The organism is Micromonospora sp. NBRC 101691, from assembly GCF_030269285.1.
GTDB classification, from domain to species: Bacteria; Actinomycetota; Actinomycetes; order Mycobacteriales; family Micromonosporaceae; genus Micromonospora; species Micromonospora echinospora.
Genome location: NZ_BSTB01000021.1, coordinates 1 through 19,367 on the forward strand (window position 1 = coordinate 1; position 19,367 = coordinate 19,367).

The window sequence follows — 19,367 nt, forward strand, 5'->3', positions numbered from 1 at the left end:
CGGGTTGGGGCACGGTCGAGCAGATCACCGACCCCGCCTACTCCACCACCGCGTTCCTGAAGGGCCTCAAGCAGGTCGACGGCTGGAAGGACATGCCGCTGACCCAGGCCGCCCAGACCGTGCAGGTGTCGGCCTACCCCGACCACTACGCCCAGTGGGAGAAGCAGGCCGCCGACCTGGTCGCCGAACTCTGGACCAAGTGACACCAACGAGAGCCCCTTCCCGACCCCGGGAAGGGGCTCTCGCTCGTGGGTGCACCGTGCAGCCCTACGACCGCAGCTCCCCCGGTCGGGTCGGCTCCTGGCCACTCACCGACCCGGTGGGTGGTCGTGGTCGGCCGACGAGGTGGCGAGCAGGTGAGCCACCGCACCGGTCACGGCGAGGTGGCGGGCGGTCTCGGTCCGGATGCCCTCGGCGGCGAGCACTGCCCGCTGCTCCCCCGTGTAGCCGATGCAGTCGAGGAAGACCAGGTCGGCCCCCTCGGCGGCGACCTCACGTCCGGCGGCCGCCACCTCGTCGAGTCCGGCCGTGTAGGGGTCCACGGCCGCTGCGACGACCGACCGGCCCAGGCGTCCACCCCACCGTTCCCGGATGTCGGCCAACTGCTCCGGCACGGGGCAGAGCACGCCCAGTCGCCCGGCGCCGACGAGCCGCGCCACGAGGTCGTGGGCGAGGTCCTCCGCGTGGAGCACCGGCACCGACGCCGGGCCGTGCTCGACGCGGCCGGTGCAGAGCACGAGGACGGTCCCGCAGTCGTCGGCGACGCACCGTCGGATGGCGTCGTCGAGGGCCGGGGCGATGCTCGTCGCCCCGAGCCGGGCGCGCGAACCGTCCCGCAGGCGGGAGACGAGGGTACGCTCCCCGCCGTGTGGTTCGAGCCGGGCGATGCCGTCCGCGTCGAGCAGGTCCAACGCGCCGTGTTCGACCCAGTCCACGCCGACGAGGGTCTCCTCGACGTCGGGGATCAGGTCGACGCGGGGCGCCTGGCCGATCGTGACGAGACCGAGCTTCGGCCGTACCCGGGCCACCTCTCTCCCGGCCGCCACGGGCGTCACGCCGCCTCCTTCTCGGGCAGGTCGGCAGCGGCGACACCCCGCTCGACGATGCGGCGCCGTACGGCCCGGTCGACCCGCGCGGTGGGGTCGGCGACCGGGATCGCGGCGAGCAGCGCCCTGGTGTAAGGATGCCGGGGCCTGGTGAAGATCTCCTCGACGGTGCCCTGCTCGACGACCCGGCCCTGGCTCATCACGACGATCTCGTCGGCCATCATCTCGACGACGGAGAGGTCGTGCGAGATGAAGACGTAGGTGAGTCCGAGGTCCCGCTGCAACTGCTTCATGAGGTCGAGCACCTGGGCCTGCACCGACACGTCGAGTGCCGACACGGGCTCGTCGCAGACGACGAGGCTCGGGTTGAGGATGAGGGCCCGCGCGATGCCGATCCGCTGGCGCTGACCTCCCGAGAACTCGTGCGGGAAGCGGTCGATGGCGTCCTCCCCCAGGCCGACCGTCTCCAGGACCTCGACGATGCGGGCACGGATCGCCGTGTCGTCGAGGTCGGTGTGCAGCCGCAGCGGTTCGGCGAGGGCCCGGTGGATCGTCCACCGGGGGTCGAGCGAGGCGTACGTGTCCTGGAAGACGATCTGCATCTCGGAACGGAGCCGGCGCATCTCGTCGTCCCCGGCCGCGAGGAGGTCGGCCCCGTTGAAGGTGACCGAACCCGACGTCGGCTCGTGCAGCCGCAGCAGGGCCCGACCCGTCGTGGACTTGCCCGACCCGGACTCCCCCACGATGGCGAGCGTGCGGCCACGGCGGACCCGGAAGGACACACCGTCGACCGCCCGGATGGTGGCGGCCGGACGTCCCAGCCGGCGGCGGCGCCCGGTGAAGACCTTCGTCAGGTCGGTGACCTCGAGCAGCACCGGCGCGTCGTCGTCGGGTGCCTCCGCACGGGCCGCGACGCGGGCCGGAGAGCCGTCGCTCGCCGTACCGTCCTCGGCGAGCGCCTCGACCGCCTCGACGACGTGCGCGTTGGCGGAGGGGATGAAGCTGAGCAGCCGTTTCGTGTAGTCGGCCTGCGGCGTGGCGAAGAGCTGCTCCGTCGGCGCCGTCTCCTGTAGCTCTCCGCCGTACATGACGGCGACCCGCTGGCAGGTCTGGGCCACGACCCCGAGGTCGTGGGTGATGAGCAGGACCGCCGTCCCGTGCTGTTCCTGGAGGTCCATGACGAGGTCGAGGATCTGCAACTGGGTCGTCACGTCGAGCGCGGTCGTCGGCTCGTCGGCGATGAGCAGCTTCGGCTCGCACGCCATGGCCATGGCGATCATGACCCGCTGGCGCATCCCGCCGGACAGCTCGTGCGGGTACCCGGCGAGGACGCGCGCGGTGTTGCGGATCCCCACCATGTCGAGCAGGTGCCCCGCCCGGTCCGCCGCCTGCCGCCGACCGAGCCGCATGTGCTGGCGCAACGGTTCGATGAGCTGGTCGCGGACGGTGAAGACCGGGTTGAGCGCGGTCATCGGCTCCTGGAAGATCGTCGCGATGTCCTTGCCACGGATGCGGCGCATCTGCCGGTCGGACAGGGCGGCGAGGTCGCGCCCGTCGAAGCGGATGTGCCCGCCGGTGACGTGCGCCTGCCGCGCCGGCAGCAGTCCGGTGATCGACATGGCGGTGACGCTCTTGCCCGACCCCGACTCGCCGACCAGCCCGACCATCTCGCCGCGCGCGATGGTCAGGTCGAGGTTCCGGACCGGATGGATCGGGCCACGCGACGTGTCGATCCGGATCGAGAGGTTCTCGATCGACAGCAGGGTCTCAGCCATGTCCGTGCTCCTTGTTCCGTAGGCCGCCGGCGGTCGCGCCCGGTCAGGCGCGCCCGGGGCCCGTTCCGGTCGTCTGCAGGTGGGTGGCCGGGCCGTAGAGGCTCTCCAGGAGCGCTGCCTCGGCCTCGTCGTGGAAGGACACCGTGCCCGAGGTGAAGCCCTTGGCGACCTCGACGGCGAAGCGGGCGGCGAGGGCGATGTCGACCTCGTGACTCGCGCCGGTCGCGCAGCCGGCGACGGGCGTCACGGTGGTGATGGCGACCCCGACGACCGGCGCGGCCGTCGCGACGGCCGGCTGGAGGATCGAGTTGAGGTGGTGCAGGCCGTTGCCGTACGGCGTGATGTCCTGCGTCGACAGCGCGAAGACGACGGCCGGCTCACCGGACACGGTCTCCAGGACGCTGACCAGGTCGGCACTCACCGGGAGGATGTAGCCGGCGCGGACCGTCGGGGAGATGGCGATCCCCCGGTGGTTGACGATGCGGTTGCCCTTCGTGGTGTCGATGGACAGGACGGCGTCCATCTCCGAGGTGACCTCGTGCTCGTTCATCGCGGTGATGTCGACGGGCGAGTCCATGAAGGGCACCGGGTCGTGGGGCCGGGTGGGCGCGTCGGGGCAGATGTGCGTCGAGACGACGACGTCGCCGGGCAGGATGTCGCCGCGGGCGTGCATCGCGAGGAGCTTGGCGGCGGTGGCGACGGCGGCGGTCGCCCCGTCACCGTCGGACACGTAGCCGATGAGCTCCGGCCGGGCGCCCAGACCGCCGAGGCGGCCGACGACGCCGAGCGTCGGGGCGTCGCCGCCGGCGGTCCTGCCGCGGCTGCCCGGGACGGTGACCTGGATGAAGTCGGTGGAACCCTGCTCGCCGGCCACCGTCTCGACGGTGATCGAGCAGGCGTCGTCGCCGAGGGCACGCAGGTGCTCGGCGACGAGTTTGCCCGAGGCGTCGGGACGGTCGAGCAGGTCGAGGGCGGTGAGGACGTGGGACAGCACGATCATTCGCTTTCGACAGCGGTATCGGCGACGCCGAGGTACCGGAGGGTGGTCAGGGCGTAGGTCTTCGCGGCGAGGACCACGTCGGCGACGGGTGCCCTCTCGTCGAAGCCGTGGATGGTGGCCAGTTCGGCCGGCCCGTACTGGAGCACGGGAATGCCGTGGCTGCGGAAGGTGCGGGCGTCGGAGGACGCCCACTGGAGCACCCCCTCCGCGGTGGGGTCACCGGTCAGCTCGCGCAGGGCCGCGACGAGTTCGGTGACCACCGGGTCGCTCGGCAGCGTCCAGTTGGGCTCGCTGCGGAAGCCGGTCGGCTCGATCGTCGCCTCGACGCCGGCCTCGGCGAGCAGTTCCTCGACCCGGGCGAGGACCTCGGCGCGCGACAGTCCGATCGGCACCCGGGTGTCGACGTCGACGACGCACCGGTCCGCGACGACGTTCGAGGACGTACCGCCGTGGATCGTGCCGATGTTGACGGTGACGTGCTCGAAGACGGCGCCGATGCCGGGACCGTAGCCCTCCCGTTCCTCGGCGAACGTCTTCGACCGCTCGATGAGGTCGACCACGTCCTCGGGCGGCGACGGCTTCATGTCCCAGAGCTGTTGCAGGGCGATGACGGCCTTGGCCGCGAGGAGGTTCGCGTTGACGCCGTGCAGCGGCTGGAGGCTGCCGTGCCCCGGCCTGCCGTCGATCGTCATCCGGAACCAGTTGCTGCCCTTCTGGCCGATCGTCGGGTGCGTGCGTTCGGCGGGCTCGGCGATGATCGCGCCGGTCGCGCCGTCGAGGACTCCCCGGTCGAGGAGCCAGTCCGCGCCGCGCGAGCCGCCCTGCTCCTCGTCGGGGACCGCCGCGAGCGACAGCTTCCCGGCGAGCGGGACGCCGAGGCGGTGCAGGACGACGAGCGTGTGGATGACGCCGGCGAGACCGGCCTTCATGTCGCTCGCCCCGCGTCCACGGAGGTAACCGTCGACGATGTCCCCCGCGAAGGGGGGAAACGTCCAACGGTCCAGGTCACCGACGGGGACGACGTCGGTGTGACCGGCGAGCACCAGGTGCCGCGCCGACGTGGGATCGTCGTCCACCGCGGCGTTGCTCGCGGCACGGTGGACGACGATGCTGAGGCGACCGTCGCCCGCGTCGTGGACCTCGGGGTCGAGGCCCTGCGCGCGCAGATGGTCGGCGATGAAGAGGCCGACGTCCGTGCAGTCCCCCGGAGGGTTCTCGCTCGGGATCCGGATGAGATCCCCGGCGAGTGTCAGCAGTTCGTCCCGGGTGCGCTCGATCTCGTCGAGGACCCGGGTCTCCCAGTCGGGGGGTGTCGTGGTCACGTCGGGCTCCAGGTGTCGTTGCGGGAGGGGTGGGTTCGCGGTGGCCTGGTGGCGGCGGCCGCCGGGCGCGTCGGGGTGACGGCCCGGCGGCACGCCTGCCTCGGCGTCAGCCCTTGTTGCTCATCTGGAAGAAGCGGATGATCCCGTCGGGGTACGAGGTGTATCCCTGCACGCCCGCGCGCTGCGCGACGACGATGTTGTACTCGTAGAGGTACGCCCACGGCGCCTGGGTGTTGATGATCTCCTGCGCCTTGCCGTACAGGTCGTTGCGGACCTTCTGGTCCGGCTCGGTCGCGGCCCGCTTCCAGAGGTTGTCGACCTCGGTGTTGTGGAAGTTGGCGTAGTTGCTGGTGCCGTCGCTGGTCAGCAGGAGACCGAGGTGGTAGCCCGGGTCGTTGACGAAGGACGTCCAGCGGGTGATGTAGCTCTGCACCTTCTTCGTCGCGAGCGCCTCGAGGAACTGCGGACGCGCCATGTTCTTGATGTTCATCGTCACGCCGATCTTCGCCAGCTCGGCCTGGATGAGCACGGCGGAGTCCGACCAGTCCTGGAAGCCACTGCCGAGGGTGAAGTCGAAGCTGAAACCGTCGGGGTGGCCGGCCTCGGCGAGAAGCGCCCTGGCCTTCTCGAGGTCGTACGAGTAGCCGTTGCCGGCGTCGCTGAAGCCCGGGGTCGAGCTGGCCACGGAGGAGCGCATCGGCGACGCCTGGCCCTTCATGACGTCGTTGAGAAGCTTGTCGTACGGGATCGCGTACGAGATGGCCTGCCGGACCTTCGGGTCGTCGAACGGCTTGATCTCGTTGTTCATCCCGAAGAAGAGGATCTTGTTGCTGGCCCGGGAGTCGATGGTGACGCCGGACTGCTTCGACAGGGCGTCGACGTCCTTCGCCGGCACCTCGAGCGCGACGTCGACCTCACCCTTGCTGAGCAGCTGGACGCGGTTGCTCGCCTCGCCGATGAACTTCGTGTTGATGGTGCGCAGGGCGGGCTTCTCGCCCCAGTAGGTGTCCTTGCGCTCGAGCACGGCCTCGGTCGCCGGATCCCACTTCTTCAGCCGGTACGGGCCGGAGCCGGCGGTGTTCGTGTCGAGCCACTTGGCCCCGCCCTCGGCGTTGACCTTGTCGATGTTGATGATCGAGAACGAGTACATCGGCAGGATCTGGAGGAAGAGGTGGTTCGGCGCGGTGAGGTCGATCTTCACCGTCTGCGGGTCGACCGCGGTCACGGTGTCGATGCCGGCCATACCGTAGAGGAAGCTCGCCGAGCTGGACTTCTTGATGAAGTCGAACGACTTGACGACGTCGTCGGAGTCCAGGGGCGAGCCGTCCTCGAACGTCACGCCCTGCCGCAGCGTGAAGGTGTAGCTCGTCGAGTCGGGGCTCACCTCCCACTTCTCCGCCAGCATCGGGACGATGGTGTCCGTCTTGGCGGTCGGCTTGCCGTCCACCGTGGTGCGGTCGTACGTGACCAGCTGGTCGTAGGCCGCCACGACGAACGTGTCGGAGGTGACGTCGTTGGCCTCGGCCGGGTTGAGGGTCTTGCCGCCCTCGGAGTAGGCGACGACGAGGGTGTCCTTGCCGGCCCCGTCGGCCTGCGAGGAGCCGCCCTGGTTGGCGTTGGCTCCACAGCCGGCGGCGAGGAAGGTGGCGGCGACCGCGGCGGCCAGGGTGGCGCTGCGCTTCACGCTGTTCTCCTTCGGGTCAGGGTGGGGGATGGATGGGCGGATGGACTGGCGTCCGTGGCAGGTCCGCACCGGGTCATCGGCTCGTCCGCAGGCGCGGGTCGAGGACGTCGCGAAGGCCGTCGCCGATCAGGTTGAAGCCGAGAATCGAGGTGGCGATGGCGATGCCGGGGAAGAAGGTCATCCACCACTCGCCGCTGATGATGTAGCCACGGCCGTCCGAGATCATGACGCCCCACTCCGCCGTCGGCGGCTGCGCGCCGAGGCCGATGAAGCTGAGCGACGCGGCCGTGAGGATCGCGTAGCCCATGCCGAGGGTCGCGCGGACCAGGATCGGGGCGACGGTGTTCGGAACGATGTGGCGGACGAGGATCGTGCGGTCCCGCAGGCCGATGGCGCGGCCCGCCTCGACGAAGTCACGCTCCCGCAGCGAACGGGTCTGGCTGTAGACGATACGGGCGAACTCGGGGATGCCGACGACGCCCACGGCGACCATCGCGCTGGCCAGCCCCGGGCCGAGGGCGGCGGCGATCGCCATGGCCAGCACGAGCGACGGGAAGGCGAGGAGCACGTCCATCACCCGCATGAGCACCGTGCTCACCGCGCCGCCGACGAAGCCGGAGACGGCGCCGATCGGGACACCGATCAGGAGCGAGATCCCGACGGCGATGAGCCCGGTCCAGAGCGAGATCCGCCCACCGGCGAGCACCCGGGCGAGGATGTCGCGGCCGAAGTTGTCCGTGCCGAAGAGGTGTTCGCGGGAGGGCGGCTCGAGGAGCCCGCCGGCTCCGGTCTCGGTGGGCGAGTACGGCAGCAGGTCGGCCAGCAGCGCGCCGACGGTCCAGATCGCGATGAAGGCGAGACCGACCATGGCCAGGCGGTTGCGGACCAGCAGTCGCCAGGCGGTCGTGGGCCGCGATCCCGCCCAGTCGGCCGACGCGACCCGGTGCCCCGGCGCGGTGACGGTCACGGTGGTGTCAGGCATTCTCGATCCTCGGGTCCAGGCGGGCGTTGAACAGGTCGACACAGAGGTTGACCGTCAGGTAGACGACCGCGGCCAGCAGCGTGAAGGCCTGCACCGGCGCGTAGTCGGTGGCGAGCACGGACTGGACGACGTACTGGCCGATGCCGGGCCAACTGAAGACCGTCTCGGTGATGACCGCGCCGCCGAGGAGTTGGCCGAACTGGAGGCCGACGACGGTCACGATGACCGGGGCGGCGTTCTTCAACGCGTGCTTGAGGATGACCCGGGCGGGCGGCAGGCCCTTGGACCGGGCGGTGCGTACGTAGTCCTGGTTGATCACCTCGAGCATCTCGGACCGGGTCATCCGGGCGATGATCGCCGTGCTCCCGGTGGCGAGGCACATGGCCGGCCAGATGATGTGGGCCAGCGACGACTTCAGCGCGACGACGTCACCGGTCAGGAGCGAGTCGAGGACGTAGAGCCCGGTGATCGAGGTCGGGGGGTTCACGTCCTGGGCGATGCGGCCCAGCGGGGCCGGCTCCCAGCCGAGTTTGTTGTAGAAGACGAAGATCACGAGGAGGGCGAGCCAGAAGAGCGGCATCGACGCCCCGACCAGCGAGAAGATCCGGCTGGCGTGGTCGATCGGCCGGTCGCGTCGTGTGGCGCTGACGACGCCGATCGGGACCCCGACGAGCAGCGAGATGACGATCGCCACGACGGCGAGTTCCACCGTCGCCGGCAGCCGGGAGGCGAAGTCGGTGAGGACGGGCTGCCCGGTGTGCCACGCGAACCCGAGGTCTCCCGCGAAGAGGTCGCGCACGTAGGAGACGAACTGTGCGGCCAGCGGCTGGTCGAGGCCCATCTCGACGCGGATCTTCTCGACGGTCGCCGGGTCGGCCTGCTCCCCCGCGAGCGTCCGGGCCGGGTCACCGGGCAGGACGCGGGTGAGCAGGAAGATGCAGAGCACGACACCGAACAGTGCCGGGATCATCGCGAGCACCCGTCGCACGACGTGGTTCACGGCCACCTCCAATCTGCGCGTTGTTGGGCCTGACCTGGGCTTTGCGCCACCAAGGGTTCGCCCGCCCGGCAGCTCCGTGCAATACTTTCTCTCTATCTGAGAGGGCATCCCGAACCGGATCAGGGTGCGGTAGGTTCTGACACGTCCCGCCCAGCCCGGAGGACCCATGCCAGACAACGGCGTCGCCCGCCCCCGCTCGCCGCTCCAGACCGTGGACCGCGCCCTGGAGGTCCTCCTGTCGTTCACCGAACGGCGTCGCGACTGGGGCGTCATGGAGCTCGCCGAGGCCTTCGCCATCGACAAGTCGACCGCGCAGCGGATCCTCGCCGCACTCGCCGCGCGCGGCTTCCTCAGCGCCGACCCGGTCACCCGGCGCTACAGCCTCGGCCCGACCATGTGGCGGATGGCCGCCGTCTGGGAACGCGCGGGAGGGCTGGCCGCCCTGGCGCAGCGGGTGCTCGAACCCCTCGCCTTCCAGACCGACCGCACCGCGATCTTCGCCGTCCCGGACGGGCTCCACGTCCGCTGCGTCGCCGCCGTCGACGGCGGTGGACCGCTGCGGAGTCATCCGCTCGTCGGCGAGCTGTACCCGGCCAACGCGGGAGCCACCTCCCGCGGCTACTTCGCCTTCCTCGACAGCAACGAGCGACGCGCCCTGATCTCCGGCCGGGTCTTCGCCACGTTCACCGGACTGACGAAGGTCGACGAACAGGAGCTCGAACGGCTCTTCGTCGAGACCGTCGCGCAGGGCTACGCCTACTCGGAGGGCGAGTACGACTACGCCACCCGGGCGCTCGCCGTCCCGATCATCCTCCGGGGGCGGCCCGTCGGCTCGCTCAGCCTCGGCGAGAGCAAGTACCCGGCGCGCCCGGACGACGTCCGGGACCACCTGCCCGCGCTCCAGGCCGCGGCGGAGCAACTCTCCGCCCTGCTCGACAACCGGGCGAACACGGCCGCCGTAGCCCGGCAGACCAGGGTGACCCGAGCCCACTGACCGCCGTGCCGACGAGCCTGACCGGCCGTACCAAGGAGACACCGTGACCCAGGGCCATCCGAACCTCCTGCTCCTGTCCAACTCGACAGCCCCGGGGCGGGCCTACCTGGAGCACGCGCACGACGCGATCCTCCAGGCACTCGACGGCCGGCGCTCCCTCGTGTTCGTCCCCTTCGCGCTGGCCGACCACGACGGTTACACCGACACGGTCCGCCGGGCCGTGGAGCCACTCGGCATCACCGTCCGGGGCGCGCACGAGGGCACGCCACGCGACCTGGTCGCCGACGCCGAGGCGGTCTTCGTCGGCGGCGGCAACACCTTCCGTCTGGTCCGGGCGATCCACGAGCTCGACCTGATCGGCGTCGTGCGGGCCCGGGTGGCCGAGGGGATGCCCTACCTCGGGTCGAGCGCCGGCACCAACGTCGCGACGCCGAGCCTGCGGACGACGAACGACATGCCCATCGTCGCGCCGCCGTCCTTCGAGACCTTCGGCCTCGTGCCGTTCCAGATCAATCCGCACTACCTCGACCCGGACCCGGCCTCGACGCACCAGGGCGAGACCCGCGAGGAGCGGCTCACCCAGTTCCTGGAGGAGAACGACGTCCCGGTCCTCGCCATGCGCGAGGGCACCTGGCTGCGGGTGGCCGACGGCGTGATGCGGCTCGACGGCGTGGCCACCGGCGGGCGGATCTTCCGCCGGGGGGCCGAGCCGGTCGAGGTCGCCAGCGGCGCCGACGTGACCTGGCTCGTCGAGCGGGTGGGGTCGTTCGAGGTCGGCTCGGGAACGTGAGCAGCGGTGCGTCCCCGGCCGACCGGCCCTCCCGTCGCAGGGAGGGTCCGGCCGACCGGGGACGGGTCACCGGCGCCGAGGAGGGTTACAGGCCCAGCGTCCAGCTGTTGAGGTAGCCGACGTCACCGGAGGCGGCGTCCTGCACCCGTAGGGTCCAGGTGCCGTTGCGGGCCTCCGACGACAGGTTCACCGAGTAGGTCTGGTTGATGTTGTCGGCCGACCCACCCGTACGGTTGTGCAGCACGTACGCGCTGCCGTCCGGAGCGACCAGGCTGACCACCAGGTCACCGATGTAGGTGTGCACGATCGCCACCTGCACGCTGCTGGTGGACGACGCGTTGCCGGCGCAGCCGCTGACCACGATGGTGCTGGTGGCCGTGCTGTTGTCGGCGATGGTCACGTCGGTGCCGTTGGTGCCGCCGCAACTCGGGACGACCGGGGCGCCCAGGTTGAGCGTCCAGGTGTCGAGGTAGCCGACGTCACCGCTCGCCGCGTCCTGCACCCGCAGCCGCCAGGTGCCGTTGGACGTCTCCGAGGACAGGTTCACCGAGTAGGTCTGGTTGATGTTGTCGGCCGACCCACCCGTACGGTTGTGCAGCACGTACGCGCTGCCGTCCGGAGCGACCAGGCTGACCACCAGGTCACCGATGTAGGTGTGCACGATCGCCACCTGCACGCTGCTGGTCGCCGAGGCGGTGCCGGCGCAGCCCGAGATGGTGACCGTGCTCTCCACGGTGCTGTTGTCGGCGATCGTGGCGTCGGTGTTGTTGGTCTGCGCGCAGCCGGGCGGGCCGTTGACGGTCAGCGCGTACGACGTGCTCTGGGTGGTCACCGGCCCGGTGGCGGTGATGGTCACCTGGTAGGTGCCCGGCGCGGCGCTGCCGGTGGTGGCGATGGTCAGGGCGGCCGAGGCGCCGGTGCTGATCGACGCCGGGCTGAAGCTGGCGGTCGCGCCGGCCGGAAGGCCGCTGGCGGTGAGGCCGACCGTCTGCGGGCTGCCGACGGTGGTCGTGGTGGACACCGTGGCGGTCAGCGAGCCGCCCGGGTTGACCGAGCCGGCGGCCGGGGTCACCGCGACGCTGAAGTCCTGGGTCGGCGGGACGACGTTGCCGGTGTAGAGCAGCCTGTTCGGCGAGCCGGCGCCGGGGTTGGTCACCACGTTGGCGGTGGCGTCGTTGACCAGCTTGTCGCGCACCTGCTGCGGCGTGTACGACGGGTTGGCCGCGAGCACCAGAGCGGCCGCGCCGGCCACGTGCGGGCTGGCCATGGACGTGCCGCTGATGGTGTTGGTGGCGGTGTCGCCGGTGTGCCAGGCCGAGGTGATCGCGCTGCCCGGGGCGAAGATGTCCAGGCAGGTGCCGATGTTCGAGTATCCGGCCCGGGCGTCGGTGGACTCGGTCGCCCCGACGGTGATGGCGTTCGGCGTGCTGGCCGGCGAGACGTTGCAGGCATTGGCGCTGTACTCGTTGCCCGCCGCGACGGCGTAGCTGACGCCATCGGCGATCGACGCGGTGACCGCGTCGTTGGTGGCCTGGTCGAAGCCACCACCTAGGCTCATGTTGGCCACCGCGCGCTCACCCGGGTCGTGGTCGCCGGTCACCCAGTCGATGCCCGCGACGACCTGGGCGTACGTGCCGCTGCCACCGCAGTCCAGCACCCGGACGCCGACCAGCGTGACGCCCTTGGCCACGCCGTACGCCGTGCCGCCGACGGTCCCGGCGACGTGCGTGCCGTGCCCGTTGCAGTCGTCGGCCGAGCCGCCGTCGATGGCGTCGAAACCGCTCACCGCACGGGTGCCGAAGTCGCCGTGGCTGAACCGGATGCCGGTGTCGATGACGTACGCCCGCACGCCCGCGCCGTTGTTCGGGTAGGTGTACGAGTTGTTCAGCGGCAGGTTGCGCTGGTCGACGCGGTCCAGGCCCCAGGAGGGGGTGGGCGACTGGGTGGCCGCGACGCTGACCCGGTGGTTCTGCTGGACGTACTTCACCGAGGGGTGGGCGGCGAGCCGGCGGGCCGCCGTCGCGGAGAGCCGGACCTCGAAGCCGCGCAGCGCGTGCTGGTAGGTGCGGGCGACCGCGCCGCCGTACTCCCGGGCGAGGCTCCGGGCGGAGGCGTCGACCCCGGTACGGGCGACGGATGTCTCCTTGAGCACCACGACGTACGAGTCGGCTACGGCGGTGTCGCCGCCGGCCTGGAGGATGGCACCTTCGGCGGGTGCCGCGGTTGCCGGGGCGGCGAAGGCCACCGCGGCGGCCACCGCGGTGGTCACGACGCCGAGGCGCCAGCGTTGCCTGGCAGAGGGTTCGAGAGCCATCTGGGCATGTCCTTCCATCACCGTGAGGCTTGATCGACAGATGTCGATCAGGTGAGGAGATGTTAGACGGCAGACATTCGGATGTAGATACACTTCTATTAACTGGCGGGTTTCCGACTGACCGATTGGGAGCATTACTCCCGGTCAGTGCCCCGAACCCGGGTCTCGGCGCGGAAGCTCTGCCCCAGTTCCGCCCCCAACCCGAAGTAATGTCGGAAGTTGTAGATCAAGGGACTCCAGGCAGCCGGATCGATGTGCTGGGTGCCGGGAACCACGATCCGCCGGTCCGCGTGCACCCGGCAGACCTCGGCCTCGACGATGACGAAGCCGCCGGACGCGGCCGGGTGAATCCGGGTGGCCCGCGCCTCCAGCTGGATCGGGCAGTCGGCGACCCGTGGCGGCCTGACCACCTGGGAAGGCTCCGGCCGGAGTCCCGCCGCCGCGAACTTCGCCGGCTCGTACCGGAACGCGGCCCGCTTGGATGCGGGCACCGGGTCGCGTCCGGTCAACGGGGCCAGACGCTCGACGGCGGTCCACTGGTGCGATGCCGGTAGGTTGATCACCACCTCGGGTCGGTCGCGGAGATTCCGCGCCGTCTGCCCCTGCGCCCCGAGCCCAAGGACGACCACCCACCCCAGCGCCCACGCCGAGGAGACGGGGGCGAGGTTGGCGGACCCGTCCTCGTTCTCGGTGCTCAACAGCGCCACCGGAGTGCCGAAGTACAGGATCCGGGGCTGGATGGTCAGGTGCCCGTCCGATCGGTCGGGGATGGCGTTCCCGCAGGTGGCGTTGGTCATGGTGGGACCGTAACCACCCGACGTTTCGTTGCCGGCCGAAGCGTTTCGCGGGCAGGATCGCCACGGTGAGCAGTCAGAACACCGTCTTCGGCCAGCCCGGCCGGTCCGACTCCGGCCGCCGGTACGGGCCCGGCCGCCGCGACGAGCCCGACGGCTCCCGGGCCCACGAGGCCACGGTGGGGTTGGCCACCCTGGCCGGCCTGCTCGCCGATCACACCCGAGCGGCGTTCTGCCTGGCGCTGCTGGACGGGCGGGCATGGACGGCGACCGAGCTGGCCCGGCACGCCGGGGTGGCGCCGTCGACCGCGACTGCCCACCTGCACCAGCTCGTCGCCGGTGGCCTGGTGACCGAGGAACGGCAGGGCCGTCACCGTTACCTCCGGCTGGCAGACGCCGGCGTCGCCGAGCTGATCGAGACGTTGACCGGCGCCGCACCGGTCGAGCCTGTGCCCGTCCGGTCGCTCTCGGCGGCCACCCGACGCCGGGCGCTGGCGTACGCCCGTACCTGTTACGACCACCTCGCCGGAGCCCTCGGCGTGGCGGTCACCGACGCGATGACCGGGCGCGGCCTCCTGAGCTGGGAGCGCGGGCTGAGCCTGACCGACCGGGGCACGGCATGGCTGGCCGGGCTCGGCATCGCGCCGGAGTCGATGCCGCCGACCCGCCGCGCACCGGTCCGCTCCTGCCTGGACTGGACCGAGCGGCGGCCCCACCTCGCCGGCACGATCGGTGCGGCGCTCTGCCGGCACGCCCTGGACGCCGGTTGGGTCGTCCGGATCGGTACCGGTCGGGCGGTCGCCGTCACCGCCGAGGGCCGCCGGGCGTTCCGCGAACACCTCGACCTGCCCGACCACGTCCTCGACCCGGAGCCGGGACGGCCCGAGGAGGGCGGTGGCTCACCCGGAAACCCCGGAGCCCGCCGTTGAGCCGGTGTCGCCGTGCGGTGACACCGGCCGCCCGGCGCGAATCTGGCGCAGGGCGGCTTCGATGGCTGCCTGCTGCGCGGCGGCAGAGTAGGTGTCCAGGTCGACGGCCGCCAGCGCGTTGAGCCCTTCCACGAGCGCGACCAGGGTGACGGCTTCTCGCGCGGCCTGCTCCTGGCTCCAGTCGGGGCGGCAGGCCGCCACGAGCTGCTGGATCCGGCGGAGGAACGCGCGGTTGTGCGCCTGGTGCAACCGGGCGAGTTGGGGATCGGCGAGCGCGGCGGCCAGGAAACCCACCCACACCCGGGCCTCCTCGCGTTTGTCGTCACTGCCGGACGCCACCTGCATCAGCACCGCACGCAGGGCGTCCAGGGGCTCGGGACCGGACTTCTGGGCCGCGTCGGCGCGGGCTGCGGTGCGTTCGTGCAGCAGCGTGCGGGCGTGGACCAGCAGGGCCTGCTTGTCGGGGAACGTGTGCAGCACCAGCCCGGTGCTGCATCCGGCCCGCTCGGCCACCGCCCGGAGGGTCAACCCCGCCAGGCCGTGTTCGGCGAGCACCGCCCAGGTGGCGGCCGACAACCGCTCCCGGTGGCCCTGGAGATCACGTCGTCTGGCCATCCCCGCTCCTTCGCCGTCACCTCGGAGCGATAGCGTAACATCCGTTACCGGAACACTTGTTACGGATTTGAGAGGGCACAACTGTGCAGGTCACGGTGAAGGCTGAGTCATGGGACGGTGCCGACGGGGTGCGGCTGCGCGCCGCGCAACGCGCCGAACTGGACGCCCGGTACGGCAACGACGACCACGAGCCGGGGGTCGCCCCCACCGCCGGCGACATCGACGTGTTCCTGATCGCCCGCGACGCGCACGGCGCGGCGCTGGGTTGCGGCGGACTGCGGACGCTGGGGCCGGACTCGGCGGAGATCAAGCGGATGTACGTCGAGCCGGCGGCCCGGGGCACCGGGGTGGCGGTGGCGATCCTGCACAGCCTGGAACACGAGGCGCGCGGCCGGGGTGTGGTGGACCTGCTGCTGGAGACCGGCACCGCCCAACCGGACGCGATGCGCTTCTACGAGCGGGAGGGCTACCACCGCATCGACAACTTCGGCCCGTACGCGGGTGAGCCGTTGTCGGTCTGCTACGCCCGCCGGCTCCGGTGACGGCACGACCGCGACGGCCGGTCGGTCGCTGCGCCAGCGAGTGCACCTCAAGATCCGTAAGCTGCGCTCCCGCACCCTCCACAGTGCACGGGGCCGTTAGGGTTGACGGATCGACAGTCGACGAACGAGAGACGCCCGCGCCGGGAGAGACTCCACGGGGTTCAGGCTGGACTGGGCTGCGTTGGGGGCGCTCGGTGCGGTCGTCGCGGCCATCGTCGCCCTGCTCGCCTACGTCTGGCCGCAGACCCCTCCCCCGGCACCACCGGCCCGGGACGCCGCAACGGCGGCGCCCCGGGAGACCGAGCCGACGCTGCCTGTCGATGCCACACCGAACCCGACGGCACCACCGACGACGCCCGGACCAGGTGCGAGCACCCCTGGACCAGTCAGGCCGACCCCCCGAACGCCCGACAGCAGGCCCCCGCTGTCGCTGGAGCCGATACTGCCCGCCGGCTGCCAGGAGGCACTCGCGGTCGTCGACAGGTACTACCGCACCGCAGGCTCGACCGAGCTGAGCCGGCAGGCCGCCGCGACAGAGGCGTACCAGGGGATGATGCGCGCGAGCCTGGCCGCCGAAGGGGCCGTCCACTCGGTGACGGTGGCGCTGTCGCAGGACTTCTCGACCATGCGCTTCATCCTGTCCGGCATGGTGTCGGGAGATTACGCCGCAGCACAGGCCAGGACCGACCGGGACGCCCAGACCCTGCGGGATGTCTGCGGTACCGACTGACCACGGGCCGGAGCGACCCTGCCCCGACCAAGATCAGCCAATCGCTTGACACCGCCCCGCCCCCTGTACGTACGTCGACCCCGAGCCCGGGGTGTGGGAGTTCGTGGTCGAGTCCCGGCGTACCAGCCCGCTGGGTGACAACCCGTTCCGCCTGGAGGCGTCCGTCACCCAGTGACGACGGCGGACCGGACCGACCGGCTGGGGCCTGGCCCCAGCCGGTCGTGTCGTCGTGGACGGTCTACCCGTTACCCGCCGATGGTGACCGTCGCGGTGCGGTAGTTGTCGCGCCGGTCGTTCTTCGTCGGGTCGTAGTTCCGCTCGATGTTGCCGGCGGTGTCCACCGAGAACCACCGGAACGTCGTCGTCTCGGTCACGTGGAACACCTGTCCCGGCTCCCGGAACTCGGTCGCCTCGTAGCGGGGCGACTCGAGGGTGGGCCGGCTGCCGTCCGTCGTGTAGTAGACGGTCGCCGGCTCGCTTGTCTCGAAGCGCACGTCGACGGGACCGCGGTACCTCCCGCCACCGGGGACGAGTTCGGACGTCGGCTTCTTCTTGTCCTTGCCCCACTCCGCCGCGATCCGGAACATCTCCATGATCCCGTTGGCGTACTCCATCGTCTCGGCGTGGCCGCTGACGAGCGCCGGGTCACCCACCCACGGCGGCTGGAACGAGCCACCCTGCCAGTTGCCGGTGGCCGGGTTGTAGACCGAACCGCCGACCTCCCAGCCGAAGGAGTAGATGCCGTAGGTGTGGTACATGTCCTCGCGCACGTTGCCCGCCGAGGAGTAGAGGACGTCCGACGATCCGCCCACGTTCTCCGGCGTGACGACGGTCTCCCGGTGCGCCTTGACCTGCGACAGGATCCGGCCGGCCGACTGCCAGTAGAACGCCTCGTCGCCGAGCGGCGGACGCGGCGTGGTGATCCGTCCGTCCGCGATGTACGCGCCGGGCTGCCAGAACAACTGGCCGCCGTTGGAGTGCACGGACATCATGAACTTGATGTTCGAGTACTTCTCGACCAGCCAGACGATGTTCTTCGACTCCGGCTCGGACAGCTTCTCCGGTCCCTGGTAGGTGCCGCTGGTGCAGGTGGTCGACGCGCCCGCGTAGCCGTCGTGACCCGACCCGACCCGGTAGTTCCGGTTCAGGTCGACGCCCCAGGAGTTGCGCCGGGCCGGATCGGCGTTCGCGTCCTCGCAGTGGTTGGTCAGGTTCTTCCGCTGCGAGGCGTAGTTGTAGAAGCTGTAGTTCGCTCCGTCGGGGTTGTTGGAGAGGATGAGGAAGATGTCCGTGTCCTGGACGATCTTCTTCGTCTCCTGGTCGGTCTTGTAGTTGCGCACCAGACGCTCGGCCGTCTCCAACGTGGTCGTCGCCGGCACCCACTCGCGGGCGTGGTCCTGCGCCTGGATCAGGACACCGGGGTTCCGGCCGTCACGGTGCTTGCCGATCCGCAGGACGGGGATGGAGGCCGGGCCGCGCGGCACCTCGCCCTCCGGCGCGCCGACCCGCTTCTCGTCGAGGAAGTCGGAGAGCGCGACCGGGCCCGCCGTCGGCGCGACGATGCCCGTACCCGTGTTGGTGCGGTACGGGTGCGCGCGGTCGATGAGCCCCTGGGACTGGCTCTCCAGTGCCGCGGCCACCTGCGCGGCGGTGCTGGCGAGCGCGCCGGAGGCGTCCTTGGCGAGCAGGACGCGGACCGCCTTGCCCGTCACCTCGACGGTGAGCGGGAGGTTCGCCCCCGGCCGGTCCACGAACTCGACGGTGATGTCGTTGCCGCCCTCGTGGCCCCAGGCCGCCGAGCTGACGACGACCGCCTCCTGCCCGGTACCGCCGATGGTGGCCTGCGCCTTGCGCTGGTAGCCGTTCGTCTGGTGCGGCAGGTAGACGATCTCGGCGATGTCCGGGTACTGCCGGGCGATCTCCTTGGCTCGGCTGAAGAGCTGCTGCGGGTGCTGGTAGCCGTCGACGAAGTCCGACTGGTAACCCGGCCTCGCGGTCAGCGGCGGCGGGGCGTCCTCCAGCCAGTTGGAGACGGTGCCGGTGGTCACCCCGCCGGTCGAGCTGGTGACCCGGATCTGGCTCGGGCGGGCGTCGAGCTTGAACAGGTTCCGGTGGAACATGTACTGCCCGGAGTCGACGAACCGGCTCATCGTCCGGGCGAAGCCGAACGGCGTGCCCTGGCCCGAGTCGTTCTCGAGCTGCATCGCGACGATCGGGCTCGCCTGCTGCCCCTCGGTGGTGCGCGCCTCGACGTAGAGGAAGCCCTGGCCCTTGGTGGTGAACCAGTCCGCGCGGACGACCCGGACCGTCTTCTCATGGCTGTACGACGGGACGGCCCGCGCGCCGAGGGACCGCAGGCCACCGTCGGCCTCCTCGCTCCACTCGAAGCCCTCGTCGTCGTCGAGGACCTGGACGCCCATCGCCTTGAGCGCGGCGACCTGCTCGGTGGTGACCACCGCTTCGCCCTCGATGCCGTCCGGCACGCGCCGGAGGCCGTGGTCGATGTCGAAACCGGCGGCGACCACCTTCTCCAGCATGGCGGCGCCGGTCATCTGGATACGTACGGAATTCGCCGAGTGTGGATGGTCGTGGGCGTGGTCCGCGCCCGAGGGGGCGGTCGGCTCCGCCCCGGCGGGTGCCGTCGCCACGAGGCTGCTCCCCACCAGGGCGGTCAGCGCGAGTAGCGTGATGGGCAATCGCGATCGTCGCACTCTTCCTCCTTCTGCTTGTGCCGTGCGGTTCGGCCGAGGGCCGGCTCTGGCACGAGCGCACTAATCCACTGAGGACGGTCGTCGGGAGCCCGTGCACGGCACGGGTACGTCGGGGGTGTGTCGTCGGTCGTGCGCCGCG

Annotated in this window: 16 protein-coding genes and 1 pseudogene; 6 read left to right on the forward strand and 11 right to left on the reverse strand. The window is 71.0% G+C overall.

From position 1 onward, the window contains the following. Positions 1 to 203: pseudogene (locus QSK20_RS26100) on the forward strand (hypothetical protein); the annotation flags it as partial. Positions 204 to 308: 105 nt separating this feature from the next. Here QSK20_RS26100 and QSK20_RS26105 read toward each other — a convergent pair. From QSK20_RS26105 to QSK20_RS26135, 7 genes are all read right to left on the reverse strand, one after another. Next, entirely contained in the window at positions 309 to 1,055 is a 747-nt protein-coding gene (locus QSK20_RS26105; RefSeq protein ID WP_285791253.1) for an AroM family protein, read from the reverse strand. Next, on the reverse strand, positions 1,052 to 2,821 hold the full coding sequence (locus QSK20_RS26110; RefSeq protein WP_285791254.1) for an ABC transporter ATP-binding protein: 1,770 nt from the start codon (positions 2,819 to 2,821) through the stop codon (positions 1,052 to 1,054). Before QSK20_RS26110 ends, QSK20_RS26105 begins: the two co-directional genes overlap by 4 nt. A gap of 43 nt (positions 2,822 to 2,864) precedes the next feature. Next, positions 2,865 to 3,821 carry a DUF1177 domain-containing protein gene (locus QSK20_RS26115; protein WP_285791255.1) on the reverse strand — a complete coding sequence of 319 codons (957 nt, stop codon included), beginning with the start codon at positions 3,819 to 3,821 and terminating at the stop codon, positions 2,865 to 2,867. After that, positions 3,818 to 5,143, reverse strand: coding sequence for a M20 family metallopeptidase (locus QSK20_RS26120; protein WP_285791256.1), 1,326 nt, complete (start codon positions 5,141 to 5,143; stop codon positions 3,818 to 3,820). The genes QSK20_RS26115 and QSK20_RS26120 overlap by 4 nt, the downstream gene beginning before the upstream one ends. A gap of 106 nt (positions 5,144 to 5,249) precedes the next feature. Further along, positions 5,250 to 6,827 (reverse strand): ABC transporter substrate-binding protein, encoded by a 1,578-nt coding sequence (locus QSK20_RS26125; protein WP_285791257.1) that lies wholly within the window; start codon positions 6,825 to 6,827, stop codon positions 5,250 to 5,252. Positions 6,828 to 6,900: 73 nt separating this feature from the next. Next, positions 6,901 to 7,809: an ABC transporter permease gene (locus tag QSK20_RS26130; RefSeq protein ID WP_285791258.1), complete on the reverse strand. Its 909-nt coding sequence runs from the start codon at positions 7,807 to 7,809 to the stop codon at positions 6,901 to 6,903. Further along, positions 7,802 to 8,809 carry an ABC transporter permease gene (locus QSK20_RS26135; protein ID WP_285791259.1) on the reverse strand — a complete coding sequence of 336 codons (1,008 nt, stop codon included), beginning with the start codon at positions 8,807 to 8,809 and terminating at the stop codon, positions 7,802 to 7,804. The genes QSK20_RS26130 and QSK20_RS26135 overlap by 8 nt, the downstream gene beginning before the upstream one ends. 166 nt (positions 8,810 to 8,975) lie before the next feature. Here QSK20_RS26135 and QSK20_RS26140 point away from each other — a divergent pair, with 166 nt between their 5' ends. Next, positions 8,976 to 9,803, forward strand: a complete 828-nt coding sequence (locus tag QSK20_RS26140; RefSeq protein ID WP_285791260.1) for an IclR family transcriptional regulator — start codon at positions 8,976 to 8,978, stop codon at positions 9,801 to 9,803. 43 nt (positions 9,804 to 9,846) lie between these two features. Next, entirely contained in the window at positions 9,847 to 10,593 is a 747-nt protein-coding gene (gene pepE / locus QSK20_RS26145; protein ID WP_285791261.1) for a dipeptidase PepE, read from the forward strand. Positions 10,594 to 10,678: 85 nt separating this feature from the next. On the opposite strand, the gene QSK20_RS26150 is transcribed toward pepE, so the two are convergent. Beyond that, complete coding sequence (locus QSK20_RS26150) at positions 10,679 to 12,907, reverse strand: S8 family peptidase (protein WP_285791262.1); 2,229 nt, start codon at positions 12,905 to 12,907, stop codon at positions 10,679 to 10,681. Positions 12,908 to 13,041: 134 nt separating this feature from the next. Further along, complete coding sequence (locus tag QSK20_RS26155; RefSeq protein WP_502889032.1) at positions 13,042 to 13,677, reverse strand: flavin reductase family protein; 636 nt, start codon at positions 13,675 to 13,677, stop codon at positions 13,042 to 13,044. Between the two features lie 203 nt (positions 13,678 to 13,880). On the opposite strand from QSK20_RS26155, the gene QSK20_RS26160 reads away from it, so the two are divergent. Beyond that, the gene (locus QSK20_RS26160) at positions 13,881 to 14,630 is read left to right on the forward strand and encodes an ArsR/SmtB family transcription factor (RefSeq protein WP_285791360.1); all 750 of its coding nucleotides are present in this window, start codon (positions 13,881 to 13,883) and stop codon (positions 14,628 to 14,630) included. On the opposite strand, the gene QSK20_RS26165 is transcribed toward QSK20_RS26160, so the two are convergent. Continuing rightward, on the reverse strand, positions 14,601 to 15,245 hold the full coding sequence (locus tag QSK20_RS26165) for a TetR/AcrR family transcriptional regulator (RefSeq protein WP_285791264.1): 645 nt from the start codon (positions 15,243 to 15,245) through the stop codon (positions 14,601 to 14,603). The two genes, QSK20_RS26160 and QSK20_RS26165, sit on opposite strands and share 30 nt — an antisense overlap. A gap of 83 nt (positions 15,246 to 15,328) precedes the next feature. Here QSK20_RS26165 and QSK20_RS26170 point away from each other — a divergent pair, with 83 nt between their 5' ends. Together QSK20_RS26170 and QSK20_RS26175 are read left to right on the forward strand one after the other, a co-directional pair. Beyond that, on the forward strand, positions 15,329 to 15,787 hold the full coding sequence (locus QSK20_RS26170; RefSeq protein WP_285791265.1) for a GNAT family N-acetyltransferase: 459 nt from the start codon (positions 15,329 to 15,331) through the stop codon (positions 15,785 to 15,787). 553 nt (positions 15,788 to 16,340) lie between these two features. Further along, entirely contained in the window at positions 16,341 to 16,517 is a 177-nt protein-coding gene (locus QSK20_RS26175) for a hypothetical protein (protein ID WP_285791266.1), read from the forward strand. Between the two features lie 245 nt (positions 16,518 to 16,762). Here the strand turns inward: QSK20_RS26175 and QSK20_RS26180 are convergent, their stop codons facing one another. Further along, positions 16,763 to 19,228, reverse strand: a complete 2,466-nt coding sequence (locus QSK20_RS26180) for a M14 family metallopeptidase (RefSeq protein ID WP_285791267.1) — start codon at positions 19,226 to 19,228, stop codon at positions 16,763 to 16,765. Positions 19,229 to 19,367 lie beyond the last annotated feature (139 nt).